The organism is Planctomycetia bacterium (assembly GCA_021413845.1).
In the GTDB taxonomy this organism is placed as follows: domain Bacteria; phylum Planctomycetota; class Planctomycetia; order Pirellulales; family PNKZ01; genus PNKZ01.
In genome coordinates, this window is the sequence record JAIOPP010000072.1 from 1 (window position 1) to 23919 (window position 23919).

The 23919-nt window shown below is 62.9% G+C and carries 18 protein-coding genes; 6 read left to right on the forward strand and 12 right to left on the reverse strand.

Annotated elements, in window-relative coordinates:
* From K8U03_12970 to K8U03_13000, 7 genes are all read right to left on the reverse strand, one after another.
* Positions 1-745 (reverse strand): DNA-binding domain-containing protein (locus K8U03_12970; protein ID MCE9605800.1); only part of this gene is annotated, 745 nt, incomplete at its 3' end.
* Positions 746-764: 19 nt separating this feature from the next.
* Positions 765-1721, reverse strand: coding sequence for a DUF692 domain-containing protein (locus K8U03_12975; protein MCE9605801.1), 957 nt, complete (start codon positions 1719-1721; stop codon positions 765-767).
* A 7-nt stretch (positions 1722-1728) separates the two neighbouring features.
* A complete protein-coding gene (locus K8U03_12980; protein MCE9605802.1) occupies positions 1729-2205 on the reverse strand; it encodes a hypothetical protein in 477 nt (158 codons plus the stop codon).
* 187 nt (positions 2206-2392) lie between these two features.
* Positions 2393-3883 carry a DUF1501 domain-containing protein gene (locus tag K8U03_12985; GenBank protein MCE9605803.1) on the reverse strand — a complete coding sequence of 497 codons (1491 nt, stop codon included), beginning with the start codon at positions 3881-3883 and terminating at the stop codon, positions 2393-2395.
* A gap of 7 nt (positions 3884-3890) precedes the next feature.
* Complete coding sequence (locus K8U03_12990) at positions 3891-6467, reverse strand: PSD1 and planctomycete cytochrome C domain-containing protein (GenBank protein MCE9605804.1); 2577 nt, start codon at positions 6465-6467, stop codon at positions 3891-3893.
* Positions 6468-6641: 174 nt separating this feature from the next.
* Positions 6642-8291: a class I SAM-dependent methyltransferase gene (locus K8U03_12995; GenBank protein ID MCE9605805.1), complete on the reverse strand. Its 1650-nt coding sequence runs from the start codon at positions 8289-8291 to the stop codon at positions 6642-6644.
* Between the two features lie 61 nt (positions 8292-8352).
* Complete coding sequence (locus K8U03_13000; protein ID MCE9605806.1) at positions 8353-10140, reverse strand: glycosyltransferase family 39 protein; 1788 nt, start codon at positions 10138-10140, stop codon at positions 8353-8355.
* Positions 10141-10445: 305 nt separating this feature from the next.
* Here K8U03_13000 and K8U03_13005 point away from each other — a divergent pair, with 305 nt between their 5' ends.
* Entirely contained in the window at positions 10446-11237 is a 792-nt protein-coding gene (locus tag K8U03_13005) for a phosphatase PAP2 family protein (protein MCE9605807.1), read from the forward strand.
* Positions 11238-11280: 43 nt separating this feature from the next.
* Here the strand turns inward: K8U03_13005 and K8U03_13010 are convergent, their stop codons facing one another.
* Positions 11281-12090, reverse strand: a complete 810-nt coding sequence (locus K8U03_13010) for a hypothetical protein (GenBank protein MCE9605808.1) — start codon at positions 12088-12090, stop codon at positions 11281-11283.
* Positions 12091-12426: 336 nt separating this feature from the next.
* On the opposite strand from K8U03_13010, the gene K8U03_13015 reads away from it, so the two are divergent.
* Positions 12427-13713 carry an aminopeptidase P family protein gene (locus tag K8U03_13015; GenBank protein MCE9605809.1) on the forward strand — a complete coding sequence of 429 codons (1287 nt, stop codon included), beginning with the start codon at positions 12427-12429 and terminating at the stop codon, positions 13711-13713.
* A gap of 25 nt (positions 13714-13738) precedes the next feature.
* On the opposite strand, the gene K8U03_13020 is transcribed toward K8U03_13015, so the two are convergent.
* From K8U03_13020 to K8U03_13030, 3 genes are all read right to left on the reverse strand, one after another.
* Entirely contained in the window at positions 13739-14296 is a 558-nt protein-coding gene (locus K8U03_13020; GenBank protein MCE9605810.1) for a hypothetical protein, read from the reverse strand.
* A gap of 1 nt (position 14297) precedes the next feature.
* A complete protein-coding gene (locus K8U03_13025) occupies positions 14298-15260 on the reverse strand; it encodes a TerC family protein (GenBank protein MCE9605811.1) in 963 nt (320 codons plus the stop codon).
* Between the two features lie 341 nt (positions 15261-15601).
* Positions 15602-16432 carry a sulfite exporter TauE/SafE family protein gene (locus tag K8U03_13030; GenBank protein ID MCE9605812.1) on the reverse strand — a complete coding sequence of 277 codons (831 nt, stop codon included), beginning with the start codon at positions 16430-16432 and terminating at the stop codon, positions 15602-15604.
* A gap of 236 nt (positions 16433-16668) precedes the next feature.
* On the opposite strand from K8U03_13030, the gene K8U03_13035 reads away from it, so the two are divergent.
* Both K8U03_13035 and K8U03_13040 read left to right on the forward strand, forming a co-directional pair.
* Positions 16669-17454, forward strand: a complete 786-nt coding sequence (locus K8U03_13035) for a hypothetical protein (GenBank protein ID MCE9605813.1) — start codon at positions 16669-16671, stop codon at positions 17452-17454.
* Positions 17455-17567: 113 nt separating this feature from the next.
* On the forward strand, positions 17568-19157 hold the full coding sequence (locus K8U03_13040; protein ID MCE9605814.1) for an aldehyde dehydrogenase (NADP(+)): 1590 nt from the start codon (positions 17568-17570) through the stop codon (positions 19155-19157).
* Positions 19158-19167: 10 nt separating this feature from the next.
* Here K8U03_13040 and K8U03_13045 read toward each other — a convergent pair whose 3' ends face one another.
* On the reverse strand, positions 19168-20430 hold the full coding sequence (locus K8U03_13045; protein ID MCE9605815.1) for a GNAT family N-acetyltransferase: 1263 nt from the start codon (positions 20428-20430) through the stop codon (positions 19168-19170).
* Positions 20431-20615: 185 nt separating this feature from the next.
* On the opposite strand from K8U03_13045, the gene K8U03_13050 reads away from it, so the two are divergent.
* Both K8U03_13050 and K8U03_13055 read left to right on the forward strand, forming a co-directional pair.
* Positions 20616-22025, forward strand: coding sequence for an O-antigen ligase family protein (locus K8U03_13050; protein MCE9605816.1), 1410 nt, complete (start codon positions 20616-20618; stop codon positions 22023-22025).
* 236 nt (positions 22026-22261) lie between these two features.
* On the forward strand, positions 22262-23755 hold the full coding sequence (locus K8U03_13055; GenBank protein ID MCE9605817.1) for a trypsin-like peptidase domain-containing protein: 1494 nt from the start codon (positions 22262-22264) through the stop codon (positions 23753-23755).
* Positions 23756-23919: the final 164 nt, after the last annotated feature.

Here is a 23919-nt window from a genome sequence, read left to right on the forward strand (position 1 = left end):
GGCCCGCCGCCAGCGAAGTCAGCAATTCGTATTGCGCGTGCGAGAGGCCGTGACGGCGTACGACGAACTCGCGGCGCGACAAAGCGAGATAGGTGTCGCCGAGATCCGGCAGCGGCACGGCCGAGGGTTCGCTCGCCCCGCGCAAGGCACTGAAATAATCGTCGAGCTCGCAACGGAAGCGGAGCAAGCGAAACGTCGGCAGCGGCGCCAATCGCATCTCGGCGCGCTGCTGCGGTTCGATCGCGGCGAGGTCTTCCGGCGTGAGGTATCCCAGCGTTTCGCCGCCGGGTGCGTCGAAGATATCGTTGATGGCCCGTTCGAGCACGGCGAGCTCGATGATCGGCACGAGCCAAGCGTCGGCCTCGGACGATTGCGGCGACGTCTCTTCGAGATACTGCGGAAAGCGTGCGCCGAGCTTGCCGAGCGTGTAGCTTTGTGAGGGATACGATTGCAAGTAGCCGACCGCGAACGCGTCGAACATCTCATCGCCGAGCGCTGCGCGGAGCATCGGAAAATCTTCGCGCAGGCAATCGAGCAAGCGCGACCAATAGCCGTGCGCATAGACGTTCACGCGCTCTAGGCTCGTCTGCTTCGACGACGGCTCGATCACTTCCGCGATGCCGCCGAGTTGCGTTGTCGTCGCTTCGTCGCTGTGCGCCCCTTCGAGGGCGCCGCCGGGATGCGCGACCACGGCTTGCAGCCAGCGCTCGAGCGCAGCGAGCTTCAAAGGTTGTGTTGGATCCATGACGGGCGACTCGATCTCTTTAGGCGACTTCCGCCACGACATGATGCAGCGGGTGCGCCACCGCGGAAGCGTGCGCGATCGGCTCGGCTCGCGCTGCGGGCTCGTACGACGCCGGCACAGGTTCACGAGCGTCCATGAACTCGCGAGCCTTCAGCACCTCGGCATGCACGACCGGAAACTCCGGGATCGAAGCGTCCCATTCGAGCAGGGTCGCCGCGCCGCCCGTGAGCCGATGTGCCTCGCGATAGAGTTCCCACACCCGATCGACGACCGGCCCGTCGTGCGTGTCGACGATGTGCGTGCCGCAATCGGTATGGCCGGCCAAGTGGAACTGCACCACGCGATCGTGCGGCACGCTGCGAATGTATTCGAGCGGATCGAACTCGTGGTTCACACTCGAAACGTAGACGTTGTTCACATCGAGCAACAGCCGGCAATCGGTCTCGGCCGTGAGCCGCGAGAGGAATTCCCATTCGCTCATGGTCGACGAACGAAACGTCACGTAGCTGCTCGGGTTCTCAAGAACCAACGGCCGTTCGAGAAAGTCTTGCACTTGCCGCACTCGCGCGGCAACGTGCTTCAGCGACTCTTCGTTGAGCGGCAGCGGCAGCAGGTCGTGTGTGTTGCGGCCGGCGACGCCGGTCCAGCAGACGTGGTCGGAGATCCAACGGGCGTCGATCGCGCGAGCGAGGTTGCGGAGCTTGCCGAGATACTCGAAGTCGAGCGGATCGCAACCGCCGATCGACAGCGACACGCCGTGCATGACGATCGGATAACGCTCGGCAAGTTGCTCGAGCACGTAGCGCGGGCGGCCGCCGGAATCGATGAAGTTCTCGGAGATGATCTCCAGCCAATCGACGACCGGCCGTTCGCGCAGCAAGTGCGCGAAGTGGGCCGTTCGCAAACCGACTCCGAGGCCGAGATTCGGGAGGCCCGAATCAGGCGAGGTCGTCGTCGGTGGGTGGTCGTTCGCCATCTGCGAACTATTCCTTCGGCTTCGGCGCGGCCGGGGCAGGGCCGAACTTCTTGCCGGCCTTCTTCATCCGTTCTTCGAAGTGCTTGCGCGCCGTTTCCCAAGCACCGGCATGCATCGGAACCGCACAGCCCCCTTGGCCTTTGCACTCGTTCGCGCCGGCCGTCTTGCCGCAGCCGCCGAGATTCTTGCAATCGTTTTGGCCGCCGCAGGTGTGATGCTTCACGTTCGCGCAGGTGCCTTGCCCGGCGCAGCCGTTCTTCTTGTCGACCGCTTGGCCTTTGCAGGCGTTGAGCCCGCGACAGGCATGCGCTTCGGTCTTGGGAGCGGTCTTGTCGTCTTTCGGCGCATCGGCGGCGACTTCCGCCGGCGCGGAACCGGAAGCCTTCGGCTCGCTGCAGCCGACGGCCGAGCCGGTGACGAGCCCGCCGAACGCGGCCCCGAGAAGTTGATTGAACTGACGACGATCGAGAGGAGAGGAATCCATGGGGGTGTTCCTTGTGTGCGTGCGAGGGAAACGGAAACGTCGGCCCGAGGGGCGACGCCGGTATTGTAGCCTGTGAATGTGCGCCGTCACCCCTTTAAACGCCGACGCTCGCCGATGAGGCATTGCGGTATCGGTCGGTAGTTCCAGACTCCGTTAGGCGGACGGCACGTGGAACGTGCCTGCTACTTTAGGCGATCAACTCCGGGCGGATCCGCGCCGCCGCGTCGTCCGGGCCGATCAGGCGTTGGTCTAAGCCTTGGTACGGATACTTCTGTTGGAATGGGTCGAGGCCGAGCAAGTGGAGCACGGTCGCTTGTAGGTCGCGCACGCCGACCGGATCGCGGGTGATCGCGTAGCCGAATTCGTCGGTCGCGCCGAGGGTCGTCCCTCCTTTCACGCCGCCGCCGGCGAGCCACATCGAATAGCAGTGGGGATGATGATCTCTGCCGAGCGACTTCGAGCCGCCGCGGGCTTCGTTCATCGATGTGCGGCCGAACTCGCCTCCCCAGACGACGAGCGTTTCGTCGAGCATGCCGCGCTGCTTGAGGTCGGTCAGCAGTGCCGAGATCGGCTTGTCGATCTGCGCGGCTTTCTTCGGCAAGTGGACGACGATGTCGTCGCCGGGACCGGTGCCGTGGCAGTCCCAGCCCCAGTCGAAGAGTTGCACGAAGCGCACTCCGCGCTCGACGAGCCGGCGCGCGAGGAGGCAGTTGTTGGCGAACGATCCTTCGCCCGGCTTCGTGCCGTAGGCTTCATGCGTCGCCTTAGATTCATTCGCGATGTTCATCACGTCGGGCACCGCGGTCTGCATGCGGAACGCGAGTTCGTATTGTTCGATTCGGGTTCGCGTTTCCGGATCGCCGAACTCGCGCGACTCGAGCTCGTTCAACTTGTTGAGCGTGTCGAGGCTGCGGCGGCGAACGTCGCGCGACATGCCGGCCGGATCGTTGACGTACAGGATCGGCTCGCCGACGCTCCGGCATTGCACTCCTTGATGCACCGACGGTAGGAAACCGGAACCCCAGAGGCTTTTGCCGCCGGTCGGGTCGGTGCCGCCGGAGACGAGGACGACGAAGCCCGGCAGGTCGGAGTTTTCGCTGCCGAGGCCGTAGGTGATCCAAGAACCCATCGAGGCTCCACCGGCGTTGGCGGAGCCGGTGAAGAGGAAGAGCTCGGCCGGTGCGTGGTTGAACTGATCGGTGACCATCGAGTTGATGAGCGCGATGTCGTCCATCTTCGCGCCGATCTGCGGCAACAATTCGCTGACCCAAGCGCCGCTTTTGCCTTGTTGCTTAAACTTATACGGCGTGCCGAGCATGTTCGGATGCCCTTTGATGAACGCGAAGCGGGCGTTCTTCAACAGCGAGTCGGGGCAGGGCTGGAGGTTGCGCTTCACAAGCTCGGGCTTGTAATCGAACAACTCCTGCTGCGGCGGCCCGCCGGACATGTGTAAGTAGATGACGTTCTTGGCCTGCCCACCTTTAGGAGGCGCATGCACGACATGCGCGCCGGTAGTCGCAGCGGCAGCCGCCGGCTTCGCTTGCGGTTTCGCAGCGCCGGCCCGATCGCCCATAAGCTGCGCGAGCGCTACCGCCCCGAGGCTGAATTTGCCGGCGCGGAGAAACTGCCGGCGAGTTTGTATTTGCAACCGGCGGCCGTGGGGATCATCGAGATTCATCGGAGCATTATCCTCGGGTCAAGACCGCATCGAGATTCAGTAGCACGTTGGCAACGACGGTCCAAGCGGCGGTTTCGGCAACGGCGGCGGAAAGAGTATCGTTCTTCGCTTGCGGTTTCGCGGCCGCTACGGCTTCGCCCGACAACTCACCCGCCGCTTTCGCATCGGAGCGGTAATGAGCGAGCTCGGCAGCGTGCAGCGAGAGGAGCGCGGCGACGTGTTCCTCCGTCGGCGGCCGGCTCGTGCAGAGCCGGAGCGCGAAGCGCGCCCGTTCTTCGGGCGACGAGCCCCCTTCGCGCACGATGCGCCGCGCGATCGCTTGCGCCGCTTCGACGTACACCGGATCGTTGAGCGTGACGAGGGCCTTGAGCGGCGTGTTCGTGCGAATGCGGCGGACCGCGCAGATCTCGCGGCTTGGAGCATCGAACGTCGTCATCGAGGGGTACGGGACCGTGCGCCGCCAGAACGTATAGAGCCCGCGACGATATTTATCTTCGCCGGTGCTCGTCGTCCAAGTCCGTTCCCCGTTGAACGCGGCTTGCCACATGCCGGCCGGCTGCGGCGGGAACACGCTCGGCCCGCCGATCTTACGGCTCAGCAAGCCCGAGAGGGCGAGGGCCTGATCGCGGATCGCTTCCGCTTCGAGCCGCACGCGCGGAGCATGCGAGAGAAGGCGATTGCGCGGATCGCGCGCGAGGGCCGCGGCCGAGGGGCGCGAGGCTTGTCGATAGGTGCGCGAATGCACGATCAACCGGAGCAGGTCTTTCATCGACCAGGGCTGCGCGCGAAGCGCACCGCCGGCCGGCTTATCGACCCCCGTCATGAAGCGCACGGCCAGCCAATCGAGCAACTCGGGATGGCTCGGGAGCGCCCCTTGGATGCCGAAGTCTTCTTCGGTCTCGACGAGGCCGATGCCGAAGAGCTGCGCCCAGAGGCGGTTGACGGCGACGCGGGCCGTCAGCGGGTTGTCGCGCGCGACGAGCCAGCGGGCGAGCGTGAGTCGTGTCGGCGTCGGCTCTTTCGGAATCGGGTGGAACGCCTCGGGAATGCCGGCCACGACCGGTTCGCCGCGCGTCAGGAAGTTTCCTTTGATCAGGATGAACGATGGGCGTTGCTTCTCTTTCGGCAACTCGCGGAAGATCGGCACCGCGACCGGTTGCAGCGCCGCGATTTCTTTCTCATGCGTCCGAATCTGGGCTTTGATTTTCTCTTCTTCCTTGGGGTCGAGCTTGGCCGGTGCGGCCTTTGCCGAATCTTTGCTTTTAGGATCTTTGTCCTTGAGAAGCTCGGCGGCGAGCCCGCCGTTTGCCGGCTTTTTGACCGGTTCCGGAGCCGCAGGCACCGGCACGGGGACCGGGAGCAGCTTCTTTTTCAACGCCTCGATCTTGGCTTGCAGATCGGCCCGGGCGAGCGCGTTCTTCGCTTCGCCGGCATCCGGCACCGGCAGGTTCGGCGACTCGTCGCCGCGATCGGCATCTTCGGTCTGATTGAAAATCGCGAACGCGCGATAGTATTCCTTTTGCGAGATCGGGTCGTACTTATGATTGTGGCACTTCGCACAACCCATCGTCAGCCCCATCCAGACCTGCATCGTGACGTGCGTCCGATCGTTGACGGCTGCGATGCGGAATTCTTCGTCGTCGGTCCCCCCTTCGGTGTTCGTCATCGTGTTGCGATGAAATGCCGTGGCGATGATTTGCTCGGGCGTTGGGTTCGGCAGCAAGTCGCCGGCGATCTGCTCGATCGTGAACCGGTCGTATGTGAGGTCGCGGTTCAGAGCGTCGATCACCCAATTGCGATAGGGCCAGATGTTCAAGCGGAGCGGGTCGGAGCCGTAGCCCCGGCTATCGGCATAGCGCGCGAGATCCAACCAAGGCCGCGCCCAACGTTCGCCGAAAGCGGGATCGGCCAACAAGCGCTCGACGTATTTCGTATAGGCATCCGGCGACTTATCGGCGAGGAACTTATCGACTTCGGCGATCGTCGGCGGGAGGCCGCGCAAGTCGATGCTCAGCCGACGAGCCAGCACGTAGCGATCGGCATCGTCGTTCGGCGCGAGGTTTTCGGCTTCGAGCTTGGCGAGAATGAATCGATCGAGCTCGTTCAACGACCACGCCGTGTTGCGCACCGCAGGGAGCGGCTCGGCTTGCGGCGCGACGAAAGCCCAATGCTTCGCATACGAGCCCCCTTGCGCGATCCAGCGGCGCAGGATCTCGACTTGTTCGCTCGACAGCGCTTTGCCGTGCTTCGCCGGCGGCATGCGCACGTCGGCGTCGGTGCTGGTCACGCGGGCCAGCAACTCGCTCTGTTCCGGCTTGCCGGCCACGACCGCTCGTTCGCCGCTGGGCAACTGGGCGAGAGAACCTTCGAGCACGTCGAGCCGAAGGCCGGCTTCGCGATGTTCGGCGTCGGAGCCATGGCAGGAGAAACAATTCTTCGCGAGGATCGGCAACACGTCGCGAGCATAACTTACCGGCGGCGAACCGGCGGCGGGCTTCTCGTCGGCCGGGGCCGGCGACACGCCGAGCAGCGCTAGGCCGAGCACCGGCACGAAGCGGAGGGAACGTAAAACGGAACAAGGCATGGGGATGACCTGGAACGGCACGGTGGGACGATCGGGACATTGGCCGGAAAAAGGTTGCCCGAAAATGTGGGCCCGAAAGGGGAGACCGATATTATGATCGGCCCCGCCGCGGATGTACACCGAAACCGCGCGGAGAGTCGGGAAACGACGCGAGATCAGGCGGGTTTGCGCCGCTCAGGCGGCTCGTCGAAACGAGACGGCTTGCGAAGCGGCCCGTTTTACGCCGGTCCAACAAAGAAACAGGCCGGGCGTTTGCTGCTGCGGGCCTACGGGGAGGGGCTCGCAAGTGACGTCGTCGCAGTCTTTCGCCAGCCATGCGCTGACGCACTCGGGCGTGAACCAGCGCTCCCAAGCTTCCGTGACGGAAAGAGCTTGGAACCGCGCGTCTTTATCGATCACCACGACCCGACCGCCGGGGCGGACGATGCGGCACAACTCCGCGACCGCACGTTCGGGAACCAGGGCATGCTCGAGCGCTTCGACACAGCATGCTCCCTCGTAACTTTCATCGGCAGCCGGAAGGTGGAGCAAATTGCCGGCGACGGACGTTGCCCGGGGCGGGAGTTTCTCCAGGAGGCGCGGCGCGGGATCGATGCCGGTCAGGCGGAGCGCGGGATGGCGCGCGGCGAGGCGTTCGAGATACCGGCCGGTGCCGCAACCGACGTCGACGAAGGAAGCGTCCGAGCCGAATGTGTAGGCGATCTTGCCGATGACCCGATCGACGGCGCGGAGCCGTTCGTCGTCGGCCATGAGAGGGGCGGCAAAACTTTTTGGGTCGCGCGTGAGGGTGGCGTCGTTAAAGCGATCGGCGACTTGCCCGGCTGCGGCATCGAGAAAGTATTTTGCCGTCCAAGCAGAGCTGGAACGCGGGAAGTAGGCGGCGCCGCGGCCCCAACTTCCGGTCCAGGAACCGTCGTCGCGCTGTCGGCCGGTAAGGCACGTCATCGCATGGTCGCCGGCCTCGCGCCGGCCGCTGCGAAACCAGAGGGCGGCGTAGTGCGCGAGCCCGGCGGAAGAGGTCCACGGATGCACGAGATCGGTGGGGAGCGCGCCGTCGGTGGTTTGCATCGCGGCCGTTTCATCGAGCGCGCGCCGGGCGACTAAGCCGCAACGCTCGTCGAAAGAAGCGAGATTCAGAAACGCCTCGATGCCGTGCGCGGCGATGTGCGATTGCGCGTTGGGACGGGCCGAGTCTTCGGTTCGCAGGATGCGGCCGACGGCGCGACCGACCGCATCGCGCCAAGCCGGCACGTTCCAACGCTTCGCCCAATCGGCGAGGACGCCGAAGCCGACGAGATGCACGATCGGCGGAGCCCAACGCTCGAACGATCCGCCGCTTGCCGAGAGTCGGATGGCGCCGTCGTCGCCGACCCGGCCGGCGAGATAACAACAGGCGCGTCGCAACGCGGCTTGCGCTTCCGGAAGCGCCGTGGGTTCGGCATCGAGCAGCGCTCCCCAAGCGCGCGCGGCTTGGGCCGTGTTGAAGAGGGAACCGTGGAGCAGGCCGGCGTCGGGAAGGGAGCCGTCGCGTTTTTGCAGCACGATCAGGCGGCGGGCGAAACGAATCGCGAGTTCCGTCTCGCCGAAGGAAAAGAACGTCGCCACGGCGGCTGCCGACAGGCCTGGGCAGATCGCGGAACTACCGCAAGTCGGCGAGATCCCGTCGCCGTCGCCGGCGAGATCGCGCAACCAACGCAACGCCGATTCGGCGGCCGGCGGGCGATCGCCGACCGTGATCGAATGCCATAAGCGCCGCGCTCGGCGACCGACGGCATCGGAGAAGCGAGCAATCAACCTCGGCCCGGCGTGCGATGTGCCGCGCATGGGTGAGCCTGCGAAATAAAGTTGTTAGTTGAGGGTGAAGTGGTGCGAGACGTACTGCGGGCTAGCGAAGCAAATCTCGTTGAGCGGCGGCCAGGGCCGTGGTTTTCGGAACGACGAGGACGACTTCTCCATGACGGCGAAGAAAGCGGGGGCGACGTACGGGAATGTCGGGCACCGATTCCAATGCGGCCGAGAGGTCGCCGAGATGTTCATCGCGCGTCACGATGCAAGCCCCCGGCAATCGCCGGAGCGCCGCGTGAAGATCTTCCGAAGTATGGACACTTGGAATCTCGCGACGGGCATAGAAGATCAACGTCGGCTCATAGTGACGGAAGCCGATCAGCGGTGCGCCGGGGCCGGCGATTTCGTGCGCCGCGCGGACGATTTGCGGGCTGGTCGTGTGCAGACTGATGCGACCGGCGGCGACGGCGACGAGCGACGTCGTGAACGTGACGGCCATCAGCGCGAACGCCGTCGGCACGCGATACGCGAAGGGGCTGCCGACGGGAGCGCGGTTGGCGAGCGCGACGAGCGCGATGGTTCCGAAGATCAGCGAAATGCCTAGAGCGCCGAGCCACTGTTCGCCGGGCAAGAGGTACGTTGCCATGATCGGCAGAGCAACGGCGAGCGTCACGCCGATGATCGCGGGCGTATAGAGCGCGCAGCGGAACCACACTCGCGGCACCAGCGCCGGGCTGCGTAGGTATTCATCGATGAGCTTGCCCGTGAGAAGGGCGAGCGCGGGATAGCAGGGGAGGATGTAGCTGGGGAGTTTCGTGCTCGCGAGCGAAAAGAAGCCGATATAGAGCCCGGCCCAACAGGCGAGAAACGTGTCGGCGTTGCGGTCGGGATTCGGGGCGCCGAGTTGCAAGCGACGAATGAGCCGATAGATGCCGATCGGCAAGAGGCACGACCAGGGGAAGAAGCCGATCAGCACCGCTATCGCGTAGTAGAAGATCGGGCCGCTGTGCCCTTCCATCGCACCGGTGAAGCGAGCGACATTGTGTTTGCCGAGAAAACCGACGAGCCACTGGCCGTCGGTCTTGATGCCGACGGTGACGTACCACGGCAAGGCGACGAGCGCCAGTACCGCGATCGCGGTAAGGGGGCGGAGTGACTGCGCTACGGCGAAGATTCTGCGCACGGCCAAGGTTTGCGCGACTTGCCGCACGACGCGTCGATACCATTTCAGATCGCCGGCGGCGGAATCGGCGAGAGCATGTTGCTGTGCGCGGCACAGAAGAAACAGCCCTAGGATGCCGCCGGGAAGGACGACGCCGACCGGGCCTTTGGCTAACACCGCGAAGCCCATCGCGGCATACATGGCGCTATAACCGCCGCGTGCTAACGGGCCTGTCGTCGACGTTGCGGATTGCGGAATGCCGACCCCGCCGAAGCGGACGAAGAGATAGAGCGTGAGCGTGATGCAGAAGATGAGCGTCGAGTCGGGAGTGGCGGCGCGTCCGCTCACGCCGAACATCAAGCAAGTGGCGATCGCGAGTCCGGCCCAAAGCCCGACTTCGGCGCGATAGAGAAGTCGGCCGAGGTGGTAGGTGAGCAGCGAAGTGCCGACGGCCAACGTCGCCGACCAAAAGCGGGCCGCGAACTCCGTCACTCCGAACGCTTTGTAGGAGAGGAGCATCAGCCAATAGAGCAGGATCGGCTTGTCGGTGCGGAGCGCGTAGTTGAATTGCGGCACGGACCAGTTGCCGGCCTCGAGCATTTCGCGAGCGCATTCGGCGTTCTTCGGCTCGTCTTCATCCCAAAGATAGGGAGTGCCTAAAAGCGTAAAGAAGACGACGACGGCCGCCGCCGCAACGCATAGCTGATCACGCACTTCCCTGCGCATAACTTCCGGCTTTCAGATTTTTGCTGATCGCCGCTCGCGAAGCGCGAACATCCTGCGCGCGCACCCGAGTCGGACGAGGCGAGCATGGTATGCGGGAAGACATCGCGTAACAACGCGAATATTTGTCGTATCGAGGCGGGCCGCCGGCATGGCCGGCAATGAATAGCAAGAACCGGCTTACTCCTCCCCCGCATTGCTCTTGGTCGGCATTCGCGATGTCGATAAAGTCCGCCGCTCTTCCGCCGCGGGTTGCATGCTTGCGACTTCATCGCTTCGTCCTTAGGCCACGGTATGCTGAAATCTTCATGCTGAAATCTTCGCTGAACTCCGGTCGAACAACTCGCGAGTCGTCGTCGACGACGAACCATTCGCGAGCGAGTGACGGCGTCGTGCCCGTTCGTCCGGCTTGGGCTTATCCGAAGCGGGGGATCTGGATCGCGCTGCGCTGGCCGTTGTTGCTATTCGCGTTGGGAGCGATCGCGATCCCGACGGTCGATCGTCCGATGGCGGTTCAAGACTTTCATACCACGCTGCCGCGCTTCGTCGCGCAGGTGGTGAATCACACCGAAATGTTCGGCAGCGGGGCCGGGGTGCCGTTCTTTCTGGCGGCCGTCTGGATGCTCGATCCGGCGCGCCGACGCATGCTGCCCCGCTTGGCGTGCGCCAGTTGGGGAGCGGGAATCGCGGCCAATCTCGTGAAACTCTGCGTCACGAGGCAACGCCCGTTCTATTGGATCGGAGTCGGCTCCGGGGGGATCGGCGAGCAGTTCGGCGATTGGTTCCCGTTGGCAGGCAACGGGAGCGCGAACCAGAGCTTTCCTTCCGCCCACACCGCCACGGCCGTGGGCCTTGCGCTGGGGCTGACGGCACTTTATCCGCGCGGCGGTCGGTTCTTCGGCGCGCTCGCCGCGCTCGTGGCTCTGCAACGATCCGTCGGCGACATGCACTTCATCAGCGACACACTCTTCGCTTCCGGACTGGCGATGCTCGTCTGCTTAGTGCTCTATCGCTATCCCGGCTGCGCTCGCGCGTTCGAGCGCTTCGAAGCGGGGCCAAGTCGTGTCGAGGGGCCTGCGGAAACGCGTCGGGCTGCGTGATTACCTAGGGCACCCGCGCTTCCCGACGCACCTGGCGAGCGCCCTAGCGATTCTGAGCGGGCTTGAGAGCGGTCTCGTACTTGCCGCGGAGGTTTTGCAGCTCCGCATAGGCTTTGACGAACGCGTCGCGGCCGATCGAAGTCTCGACTTCACGCGTGATAAGTACCCAATCGGCGGCGCTCGAGATCGTCAGGAGCAACGCCCCGACTTCGACCGCCAGCTTGTCCCCTTCGGTCGTTTCGAAGTGGATCATCATCTTGCCGGCATGCGTGGCCGACATCTTCTCGACCACGCTCGCTTGAATCTTCCAAAGCTTCGAGGCTTCCACGATCTTCGCTTCGTCGAGCTTGCCCAATTGCATCTTGCGGGTCATTTCGATGACGAGCTGATCGGCCTTCGCCGCTTGTTCGGCGAGCGGAAGCTTATGGATCGAACGGAACTCCGCTTCCCAATCGCGAATGAGTCCGACCAGCAAGGCGTCGTCGCCGACCGTCGTGCGTAGCTTGCGGTAGACTTCGAACATGCGCAACCGATGGCCGAGATAATCGACGAGGTCGACCGCTTCGGTCTCGGTGCCGTTGAAGAGCCGTTCGTGGAGTCCGTCGTGGACGCGTTTGAGGAAGGCGACCGCTTCGGCGCGGCGGGCGGCTTCGTCGATCGAGCATTCTTCGCTGACGAGATATTTGCGAACCGGGCCCCAGAAGTCTTGGGAGTCTTGAATCGCACCGGTCAGGTGGTCGGGAGAAATCGTGATGCCGTGGTCGTGCGTCGTCGGCAAGTCTTGGGCTTGCAAACCGGAAGCCATGCTACAGATCAGACCGAAAGCGAGCGCAAACGACGAGAAACAGCGCATACGTGAAGACTCCGATAACGCCGCGAACGGCGCGCAAGATTTGGGGAAGAGGCGACGGGCCGAACGTCGCCGGCAAAGTAAGAGATCGGACGATCGACGATGCCGGCAAAAATGAAATCCTCATGTCGGGCGCAGCTTGCGGGTTTTTGCCAAGCGTTAGAATCGTTACGCCGGCACCCTGTTGCTCCCCGCCGACAAGCGCGCTGCGGAGAGAACCGCGTCGCGCCGTTTTTTCGATACCGAAAGCGGGGGCTTTACGGGTAAGATCGTGGCTCATCGAAGCAACGCAAAGTCCCCCTGATCGACAAACTCCACCCCCTAGCAACTAAGAACCCTATGCGACACGCTCCCATCGACGCCTCGCTCTTCAACCAGAATCGGGCCAAGCTTGCCGCGCTGTTGCCGGCCCGAGCCGTGGCCGTCGTCAATGCCAACGACGTTCCGCCGACGAACGCCGACGGCTCGCTGCCGCTCGTCGCCAACTCCGACTTGTTTTATCTGACCGGCATCGAACAAGAAGAGTCGCTGCTGGTGCTATCGCCGAACGCCGTCGACGAGAAGCTGCGCGAGGTGCTCTTTCTCCGCGAGCCCAACGAACACTTGAAGATTTGGGAAGGGCACAAGCTCTCGAAGGCCGAAGCGACCGCGATCTCCGGCGTTCGGACGGTGAAATGGTTGAGCGACTTGCGCGGCACGCTGCACAACATGATGTGCGACGCCGAGGAAGTGTTTCTCAATTCGAACGAACACAAGCGAGCTTCGGTCGACGTCGAATCGCGCGACGAGCGCTTCATCGCAGATTGTCGGCGCCGATATCCGTTGCACACCTACCGTCGGCTCGCTCCACTGATGCACCGGCTGCGCGTCGTGAAGTCGGCGGCGGAAATCGCGCTGCTCAAGGAAGCGGTCAGGATCACCGCTCAAGGTTTCGCTCGCGTCGCGAAGTTCGTGAAGCCCGGAACGACGGAGTATGCGATCGAGGCGGAGTTTGCGCATGAGTTCGTGGGCAATCGGGCGAAGTTCGCCTATACGCCGATCGTCGCCTCGGGCGCCAACGCCTGTACCTTGCACTACATCGCCAACGATCAAGTTTGCGCCGACGGCGAACTATTGCTGATGGACGTCGCCGCGAGCTATGCCAACTACAATGCCGACCTCACGCGCACGATACCCGTCTCCGGACGTTTTACGGCGCGACAGCGCGCCATCTACGATGCCGTGCTGCGCGTGATGCGCGCTTCCATCCAAGGGGCGACCGTCGGCAAGCTCCATCGCGATTGGACACGCGAATCGCAACTGATGATGAACGACGAGCTCTTGCAGCTCGGGCTCATTACGGCCGACGACGTGAAGAAGGCACCGACCGACGAGCCGGCTTGCCGAAAGTATTTCATGCACGGCCTCGGCCACCCGCTCGGGCTCGACGTACACGACGTCGGCCCGATGCACGAGCCGTTTGCCGAAGGGTGCGTGCTGACGGTCGAGCCGGGGATCTACATCCCGGAAGAAAAGATCGGCATTCGGCTGGAGAACGACATCGTCGTCACGGCGAACGGCCCGATCGACCTGATGGCCGATGTGCCGGTGGATGCGGAAGCGATCGAGGAGTTGATGAACGCTTAGGCCGCATTTCGGGGGAATGGTTTTGCTATTCGTCCCGGTTTCGCTTCAACCATTGAGAGCCGTTTGTCGGACTGGCAGTGAGAACAGTGATCTCGATCAGTCGCAACGCTTCGCTGATAAGCGATTCAAACTCAGCACGCGTTGTGAATTGCTCGACTGTGTCTTCGATTTTCGTCCAACTGTCATCTGTAAAAAATGTGGTTCGAATAAGAACCGTTTCATCGTTAAATATGAACTCGAGTTTGGGTTCGCCTTGATCCGGATACGGGAACTCGTAGGTGAAGTTCCCGCCGTCACCGAATCGTTTTCTGAGTTGCGTAAAGACAGCAAGCCATTGCCCGATGCATGCGTCGTTTAAGTCCCAGTATCCGAAGTTGTGAAACGGTGTGCCGCGATTCGGCTGAATAATCAAGCAGCCGTGAATATGGTCGAGTAATTCTAACTCGGTGAGCGGCCGCCTTGAAAAGTTCGGTGTCTGTTTAATACAGGCTAAGTCTCTTAGCTCGACAGGCATTTCTTCGTCATTCGGATTTTGATATTCGTCGCTTGGAAGCCAGCTATTCAGGCGTTGCCGCATCGCCATTCTAGCTATCATCCGGCAGATGCGGCTTCAGCGCGTCGGGATGCCCGCCGGTGCCGTGATTCTTCGCACTGATGATCGACGCGGCGATCGAGACGCCGAGCAGCGCGACGATCGTGCCGAGCGAACCCCACCACGGCACGATCTTCTCTCCTTCGGCGACCCAGTGAAAATGATGCGCCGCATACTCGCCGCACATCTTCACGCCGACGAAGACGAGGATGGCGCTGAGCCCGTAACTGAGGTAGCGGAACATGTCCATCATGCCGGCGAGCAAGAAGTAGAGTGCGCGGAGGCCGAGGATCGCGAAGACGTTGCTCGTGAAGACGACGAACGTGAAGTACGAAGCCTTGACGTTGACGAGGCCGAAGATCGTCGGCACGCTATCGATCGCAAATAAGACATCGGTGCTTTCGACGACGAGCAGCACTAGGAACAACGGCGTGACGCAAAGTTTCCCTTCTTCGCGCGCGAAGAAGTGGCTGCCGTGCTCTCCCTTGGCGACGCGGAAGAGCTTACGCGAGATCCGTAAGATCGGGCTGTGTTCGGGATCGACTTCTTCTTCGCTCTTGAAAACGAGCTTCACGCCCGTGTAGACCAAGACGAGGCCCAGCAGCGGCAACAACCACTCGAATTGCTTGATCAACACGTTGCCGACGAGGATGAACGTCAGTCTTAAAACGACCGCCCCGAGGATGCCCCAGAACAGAACCCGATGTTGATACTTCATCGGGACGCGGAAGTAGCTGAAGATCACGGCGAAGACGAAGACGTTGTCCATCGACAGCGCCCACTCGGTGAGATAGCCGGCGAGGAACTCACCTCCGGCCGAACTCCCTTGCCAGGCCCAAACGAGGGCGTTGAACGCCAAGGCCAGCGCCAACCACACGACCGTCCAGATGCCGGCTTCGCGCATCGTCGTTTCGCGCGAATGACGATGGAACACGCCGAGATCGAGGACGAGCATCGCGAAGACGAACGCCGCGAAGGCACCCCAATGCCACGGCAGGATCTCGCTGCCCGCTGGCGCTGGGGGGACCACGTCGACGGCAAAGAGCGTGAAGGACCAAGGAATAAGAGAATTCAAAGCCGAGCCCTTCCTGCGGAGACGAACGGAACACGTACGGAGCACGAACGACAAAAACGGGATTCGCCCTCGCTTCGCAAACGCGCAGCCGGCGACGAGCGACCATCATACTCAGCGGCCGGCGGCATGGGCAACCGCCCGACGGAGCGAAACTCGCCGCGAAAAAACAACTTAAACCAACTTAATAGCGAGGTAGGGGAGCCGCACGGGAACGGTGCGCGTTAAATCGTCGCTTGCCACTGCTTATAAAAGTAGAAGGCCGCGAGGCTGAAGCCCATCGCGATGACGAAGCGGCGGATGAGAACTTTCGGCAGCCGGCGCGAATAGTGCGCCGCCGCATAACTGCCGAGGCAGCCCGCGACGGCCATCGGCACGGCGAGCGACCAATCGACCTTACGTTGATAGATCCACACGACGACCGACGCGCCGTTGATGCAGGAGCCGAGCAGGCTCTTCAAGCCGTTCATGGCGTGAATGTCGGACATTCCCATCATCGCCAGCGCCGAGAGCATGAGAATGCCGATTCCTGCGCCGAAGTACCCGCCGTAGATTCCGACGACGAATTGAAACAGGATCACGCCGGCGACCGCCGCGCCGTGATGCCGCTCGGCCGGTCGCTCGCTTACGGGAGCGGTTTCTTTTTTCTTGCCGATCCCCATCCAGCCTGCGATGTACGGTTGCAGCGTGAAGAGCGAGGCGGCGGTAAGGATGAGCCAAGGGACCAAGCGCGCGAACAGTTCCTTCGGCAACTCCGTGACGAGCAGCGTCCCGCCGATTCCGCCGACGATGCTCGGCGGGATCAGCTTCGCCGACCAATGGGCATACAAAGCAAATTCGCGTCGCAAGCCCCACAGCGCGGCCATCGAAGCGGGGAACAGCGCGACGGTGCTCGTGCCGTTGGCGAGTACGGCTGCCGCACTGCTATCGTGCGTGCGGCTGAGGATTGCGATCAACGTCGGGAACGTCAGCAAAGTTCCGCCGCCGGCCACGGCATTGATCCCACCGGCCAAGGCCGCGGCCGCGCATAAAAGTAGATAGTCGAGCGTCGTCATGAGGCGGCACTAAGTCGAAGGCGTGGGGCAGGGAGGAAGTGCTCAATGATAAGTGATAACTGCTCAATGGAGGAGGCGTTCGGCAGAATCGATTACCTCGCTAGCAACCGACTCCGCCGCGGTTGCTGTTGCGTCGGTCGGCGAGGATGCGTTATATCGTCCCCCCACGGAAATCGGCGTACGAACTCTTCCGTTTCCATCTCCCTGACGTCGACTACTTCAAGGATACCGACCGAATGTCGCTTAGCAGATTCTTTACCGCCGCGCTGGTCGTCGTTGCTATTTCCGCTGCGGCATTCTCCGAAACGCCAGCTCCCACTTCGCCGGCAACTCCAGCGACGAATTCCGCCACACCGACTTCCACGACACCGACTTCCACGACAACGACTCCCGCGGCGACAACGCCTGCTGCCGCATCAGTCACAGCGACTCCGGTTACCGTATCCGCTACAACGACCACGACGACGAGCTTGCCGGCAGTCGTCGGGCTCGACGATACCGATGCCGCCGCCGATGCCGTGAGCGAGACGTTTCTGACGCTCACCTTGGCGTATCTGAACCAAAGCTATCTCGGGGCCGGCATCTTCGCCGACACGATCGCTTCCGAAGCGTACGAAGCGAATGAGTCCGACGAACTACTCGGCGCACAAGTCGCGCTGTCGCAGCAAGTCGAACAACAGATGCAAGCCCTTGCCAAAGCCCCCGGACACGATCGCGACGATCTCGAAGTGATCGAAGGTTTCATCAAGGTGGCCCAGTTGAATCGCATCCAATGGGAAACCTTGCGCGATGTGCTCGGCGGCAACGAAGCCAAGTCGAAAATTTGGGAAGAAGTTCGCGACTCGATGTTCAAGGAGCTCGAAAAGTACGCCGCCGACGAGCCCGCCATCCAAAGCGCCACGCCGACTCCCCCGACAACCGGCCCAGCGACCGGCCCTGCGACAACCACGGCTCCTGCCAACGAAAAGCCGACGACCACCCGTCCGCCGGCCGGTCCGGTGCAAGAGCCGGCCAAGAAATAGTCGAGCCGGCCGCAGGCTGCGTACAGCGTCTATTTCAGCGAGACCGATCGTGTTAAAATCGTGCCGACGATTCTAACCGCACGGAACATCTCGCCTCGAAGGACGACGCAATCGTGAGCAACCTACAGTCGGTCTTGATCGCAGGAACTTGGCGCAAGTCCGAAGCGTCGGGCACATTCCAATCGGCGAACCCGCAAACGGGCGAGAAGCTCGCCGAGCTGTATCCGATCAGCACGTGGTCCGATTGCGAAGCCGCGCTGGCCTCGGCCGCGGCGGCGTTTCAGCAATTGCGGGCCTTGCCTCCCGCGCGCATCGCCGCCTTCCTGCGCGCATTCGCCGATCGCCTCCAAGCTCGCGGCGAAGAGTTGGCGAAGGTCGCCAACTTAGAAACCGGCTATCCTGTGAAACCGCGGCTCTTCGATGTCGAGCTGCCGAGCACGATCGGCCAGCTTCGACAAGCCGCCGCGGCCGCCGAAGAAGAATCGTGGAGCGTCCCGACGATCGACTCGAAGCTCAACATTCGGGCACGCTTCGAAGCTCTCGGGCCGGTCGCGGTCTTCGGGCCGAACAACTTTCCGTTCGCCTTCGGCAGCGCTTCCGGGGGAGACTTCGCAGCCGCGATCGCCGCAGGTTGTCCGGTTATTGCGAAGGCGAACACTTCGCATCCCGCGACCACGCGCCTGTTGGCGGAAGAAGCGCAAGCCGCCGCCGTCGCCACGGAAATGCCTGTGGGAACCATCCAATTGCTCTATCGCACGTCGCACGCCGACGGGGAACGTTTCGTTGCCGATCCGCGACTCGGCGCGATCGCTTACACGGGCAGTCGCAACGCCGGCCTGAAGTTGAAAGCTGCCGCGGATTCCGTCGGCAAGCCGATCTACTTGGAACTGTCGAGCGTGAACCCGGTCGTCGTGTTGCCCGGCTGCTTGGAAGAACGGGGCGACGCCTTGGTCGATGAGTTTACGACCAGTTGCTTGATGGGAACGGGACAGTTTTGCACGAACCCCGGGCTTGTGTTGCTCGTGGCCGGGCCGAAGACGGAGAGCTTCATCGGCGCAGTGGCGAAGAAGTTCGAGGGGGCTCCGGTCGGGGCGCTGTTGTCGAGCGGCGTGGCCGATTCCTTGGCGCACGGGGTCGCCACGCTCGCGAAAGCGGGAGCCAAGCTGCTGGCCGGCGGAAAAGTTTCCGATGCCGCGGGCTTTCGCTATCAAAACACGTTGCTCACGGCGACGGCTGCCCAGTTCATCGCCGACCCGCATGCGCTGCAAACCGAATGCTTCGGCAATCAATCGTTGTTCGTCGTTGCGAAAGACGTCGCCGAGCTGATCGCGGCGCTTAAGTGCCTTGAAGGGAACCTCACCGGCTGCGTTTATTCCGACACGAAAGGGAGCGACGACGCGGCCTACGATCAACTGGTCGGGCCGTTGCGCGAGCGGGTCGGTCGGTTGCTCAACGATAAGATGCCGACCGGCGTCGCCGTCTCGGCGGCGATGAACCACGGTGGGCCGTTCCCTGCTACCGGGCATCCCGGCTTCACGGCCGTCGGCATTCCGGCGGCGATTCATCGCTTTGCGATGTTGGCTTGCTACGACAACGTGCGCGAGCATCGGCTGCCAGCCTCGCTCAAGAATAAAAACGTGAGCGGCAAGACGTGGCGGCTCGTCGACGGCAGTTGGTCGCAAGCCGACGTCGCCGCCGGCTAACGATCGAAGCTTACTCGGCCGTCGCGTATTCGAGCTCGTCCGCCGCGTCGTGATCGGCTTGCGTTTTCGCGCCGGGATAGCTTCCGTCGCGCTCGACGGCTCGCCGCGAAAACAGCTCCAACAGCCGCACGCGAAGATAGCGCGGGATCCGATGCGCAATGTAGCGCATCCAGCTCGACCAGCGCGGCGCGATGATCGAGACATATTCGGTCGGCAACGGAACGGCGCGCCAGTGGGCCTTATAAGGTTCGTCGCCGCGCAGCAGATCGTAGGTTGCGAAGCCGTCGTCGATCGCTTGCCGAATGATCGCGATGCCGGCGAGCCGGCCCGGCTCTTGGCCGATTTGATCGGGGTCGAGTCCTGCTTGGTAGGCGTAGACGGCGTCGTCGCCGACGAGATGGTATTCGGCCGCCGCAGGTTTGCCGTCGAGCTCCAGCCAGTGCATGCGCAACCGGCCGCACGCGAGCATGCGGCGCGTCGCCTCTTCGTGGAACGTGGCGAATCGTTTCGACCGAAAGCTTCCCGCATCTCCGAGACTCTGTCGCCGGCGCTGATGCAAGTCGACGAAGATCGGCCAGGCGATCTCGAGATCGGCGGTCGTTCGTACCGTGTGCCAGCGTGCGCGATCCGTATCGAGTACGTTGCGAGCCAGACGGCGAAGCTGCTTTCGATGCGATTTCGAAAGGGTCGCTAGATAGGCTTCGTAGCCGTTGGGTAGCGAAAGTTGCCACGGGCCGGTTCCGCGCCGGCGCTCGATCCGCGTGCCGTGGCGATGCATCTCGACGAGCAGTGCGGCGATCATCGGATCGTCGCCATGCGCGCCGTTGAGCTCGATCCGGTCCCAATGTTCGCCGGTCTCACGATGCAGGGGCGATTCGCAAAGCGTCGTGCAAAGGAATTCGCCGACCGCCGCGGCGACTTCTTTCGCGAAGTCCTCATGCGCGAGGAGCGTAAGATGGTCGGAACAAACTTCCCCCGACCCGAGAAACCGCACGACTCTGCCGGCGATCGGCGAGCATTCAACGAAGAACGGCGCGAGCCCGACCAACTCCCGTTCGGCTTCCTCCCCGTCTATCGAAGCGGCTTCGACGGCGATCACGAACAACTCGCGGCGTACGCGGTCGGCGGCGTCGCGCGGGCCGTAGTGCTTCCACCACGTCAACAGCCACGCTGGTTCACGAAACGGCACTCCGCCGGCAATTGCATGCCAAGCAGGTTCGAGACGTTTCAATTCCGCAAGATCGCGGATGAGGCGGAGGGTGAGGTTGGGCATGCGGAAATGTTGCTTTTTCTCACGGAAATGCAAGCTCGTAGCCGGCATCGACGACGCTCGAACCGCAAGTCGCTACGACCGTAACGATCGGCATAGAAGTCAGCGGAGACGTCGCGCGGACGTTCTGCGACCTATGGTTTCGCACACTATCTCGTAGTTCCGCACCACCGCAAACGCCATTCGTTATGGACCCGCTCCTACTCTTCGCCGCCGCCGTGGGTCTCGTGTGGGGCGGGGTGGTGATGCTGCGCGGATCGTTGATCACGGCGAGTCTCGGAGTGCTGCTCGCCGTTTGTTGCTTTGGATATGAGTTCGTGCATTTCGACGTCGGGCCGTTGCCGCTGACGATCGATCGCCTCCTGCTCGGTCTCGTCATCGGCATGCTCGTCGTTCAGCGAACGCTCGGGCTCACGGAGCCGAAGCCGCTGAACAAGGCCGACGTGACGCTCATCGCCTTCGTCGGCTATCTGTTCGTCAGTATGTTGTGCAGCGATTGGCAAGGCTTCCCGAAAGGGCAAGTCGGACCGCTCTGGCGTTGGGTCGGCGGCTATTTCACGCCGCTCATTCTTTATTGGGGAGCGAAGCAATCGCGCTGGACCGATCGAACGGCCGGCATCGTGCAAGGCAGCCTCGCGATCTTCGGAATCTATCTCGGCGTTACGGCTGTCTTGGAAATCACGCAGCAATGGTCGTTCGTGTTTCCCGCGTACATCGCCGATCCTAAGATCGGCCTGCACTACGGCCGTGCTCGGGGCCCGATGGTTCACGGCGTGAGCTTCGGGCACTATATGGGAGTTTGCCTACTGGCGGCTTGGCTCTGGATCGGGCGACTGCACCCGCTCGGCCGGGGCGTGATGATCGCGACGTTACCGGTTTACTTCGCCGGCGTCTTCTTCAGTTACACGCGCAGCGTGTGGATGGGGACCGGCCTCGGGCTCTGCACGTTGCTGTTGATGACGTTGCAGGGGCGGGCGCGGAACCTCGTGATGGGAGGCATCGCGGCGGCGGGGATTCTCGTCGGTGCTACGCAGGCTGATAAGATCGTCGGCTTTCAGCGCGAGCAATCGGCGGCCGATACGGCGGAGTCGGCGAATATGCGCGTCGGCTTTGCGTATGTGTCGTGGATGATGTTTCAAGACCGGCCGTTGTTCGGCTTCGGCTTCGGGCGCTTCCCGCTCGACAAGCTGCCGTATCTCGACGATCGCGCGACCGATCTGAATCTCGAAAAGCTGCGCCCTTACGTTCATCACAATACGTTTCTCAGCTTGCTCACCGATACGGGCCTGTTGGGCCTCGGCTTGTTTCTGATCGCGATGCTGCTCTGGATTCGCAACGCTTGGGTCGTGTATCGAGCGCCGGCCTCGCCGGAATGGGCCCAGCGCCAAGCGGTGCTCATGCTCGGTGCGCTCGGCGTGTATGCGTGCCAGTTGATGTTCCACGAACTGAGCTATACGCCGATCGACAACTCGCTCGTGTTCTTCCTCGCCGGCACCGCTTCGGCGCTGGTACCGCAGCGCAAAGCCGTCGCGAAATCGGCAAGCGTAGCGTCGGCCGTCGCTTATCAGGATCGTGGTTCGCTGGCGATTTCGCGGTAAAAATACCAACATCGCAAGTTTATGATCCGCCCGCGCTGCCGGCAGATCGCACCGTGCGCCAATTGGCATTGTAAGTTTTTCTCACTCTCGGCATCATCCCGCTCCCTTCGACGGAGCCTGGATGGGTGAAGTCGCCGAGGGCTCGAGTGGCACCTAGTCGTGCGACTCGAAAGTGTCGCGAGCATGGATGTGAGCGACACACAAAACGGACGGTGAATCCAGGGAGGGATTCCAGCATGTTGATTCAAGCGGCTCTCATGGTCTGCGCGCTCGGCGGCTCGCCGCTGCAGCAACAACCGGCTTCGCAAGAAACCGTGCTTCTCGATTTCACCGCCAGCTGGTGCGGTCCTTGTCGACAGATGCAACCGACGGTCGAACGCTTGGCCGCGCAAGGCGTGCCGGTCCGACAAATCGATATCGACCGCGAGCCGGCGCTGGCGAAACGCTTCGCCGTCACCGGTGTGCCGTGCTTCGTTATGCTGCAAGCGGGGCGCGAGTCGGGCCGCATCGTCGGCGGCACCAGCTACGACCAACTTCTCAAGCTCGCTCAATCCGGCGCCGCCTCGGCTCCTGCGGCTGCCACCGCCGCTCCGAATCTTCCGACCACTCCGTTCGCGCTCGCTTCGGCCGGCGCGAAGCCGCAGCTTACGAAAGAGCTGATCGATCGCCTACTCGCGTCGACCGTGCGGATCAAAATCTACGACGCCGGCGGTCAATCGGTCGGCACCGGTACGATCATCGACAATCGCGAAGGGGAGGCCCTCGTCCTCACCTGCGGCCATATCTTTCGCGACTCGAAAGGGGCCGGCCGCGTCACCGTCGATCTCTACGGCACCGGCGCTCCGCAAGATATCGTCGGCCGGGTGATCGGCTACGATCTGGAAACCGATATCGGCTTTCTAAGCTTTCGGCCCGGCATGAACGTAATCACGGCGCGTGTGGCGCCGGCCGGCTATGCCGTGAAATCGAACGATCCGGTCGTCAGCATCGGTTGCAACCACGGCGACGACGCCACGCCGCGCGTCAGCCGCGTGACGACGATCGACAAGTTCCTCGGAGCGCCGAATCTGCAAGTCGCCGGCCAACCGGTGCAAGGACGCTCGGGGGGCGGATTGTTCAGCGTCGAAGGGTATGTCGTCGGTGTCTGCAACGCGGCCGATCCGGAAGACGACGAAGGCTTATATGCCGCGCTCCCTGCCGTGCATGCCGAACTCAATCAATTGGGACTCGCGAAGTTTTGTCTCGCGAGCGAACCGATCTTGGCCTCGAATCCTCCGGCGATGCCGGCCCGAATGCCGTCCTTCGGCAGCGCCGATCCGGCCGTGAACACGGTTCCGACGACCAGCACGATTCCGGCGGGAACCGCTCCGTCGAACGCGATTCCGCTCAGCCACACCGCTCCGGCTGCGTTCGCCGCCGCCGCTGCGGGAATGGCCCCTGCCGAGCAAGCGCTCGTCGCCGAGCTGAGCACCTTGGCCGCCGGCGGGGCCGAAGTGGTTTGCATCGTTCGACCTCTGGCCGACCCTAGGGCCAAGAGCAAGGTCGTCGTGATCGATCGTGCTTCGCCGGAATTTCTGCGACAATTGGCCGACGATCGCCGTCGGCAAGATGCCCGTCAGTTGACGTCGTACGATGTCGACACCACCTCGGCAACGGAAGCGGCAACAAACGACGGGCAGTCACACGCCCCGAAGTGGCAGCCGAATTGGGTGCCTGCAGCGGGACGGTAGCCCTCTCAGCCGGAGGGCGTTAGCCCAGGGTTGTGAAGCTAGCGGGGTTGCTTTTTCACGAGGGGTTGCGAGACTTTTCTTCGGGGCATCGTCTCGGAGTTAAGCGATGTTGTCATCGATCTTTGCGCCGTTCGTAAAGCAGGGTCCGGCGGCCGTGATGTTTC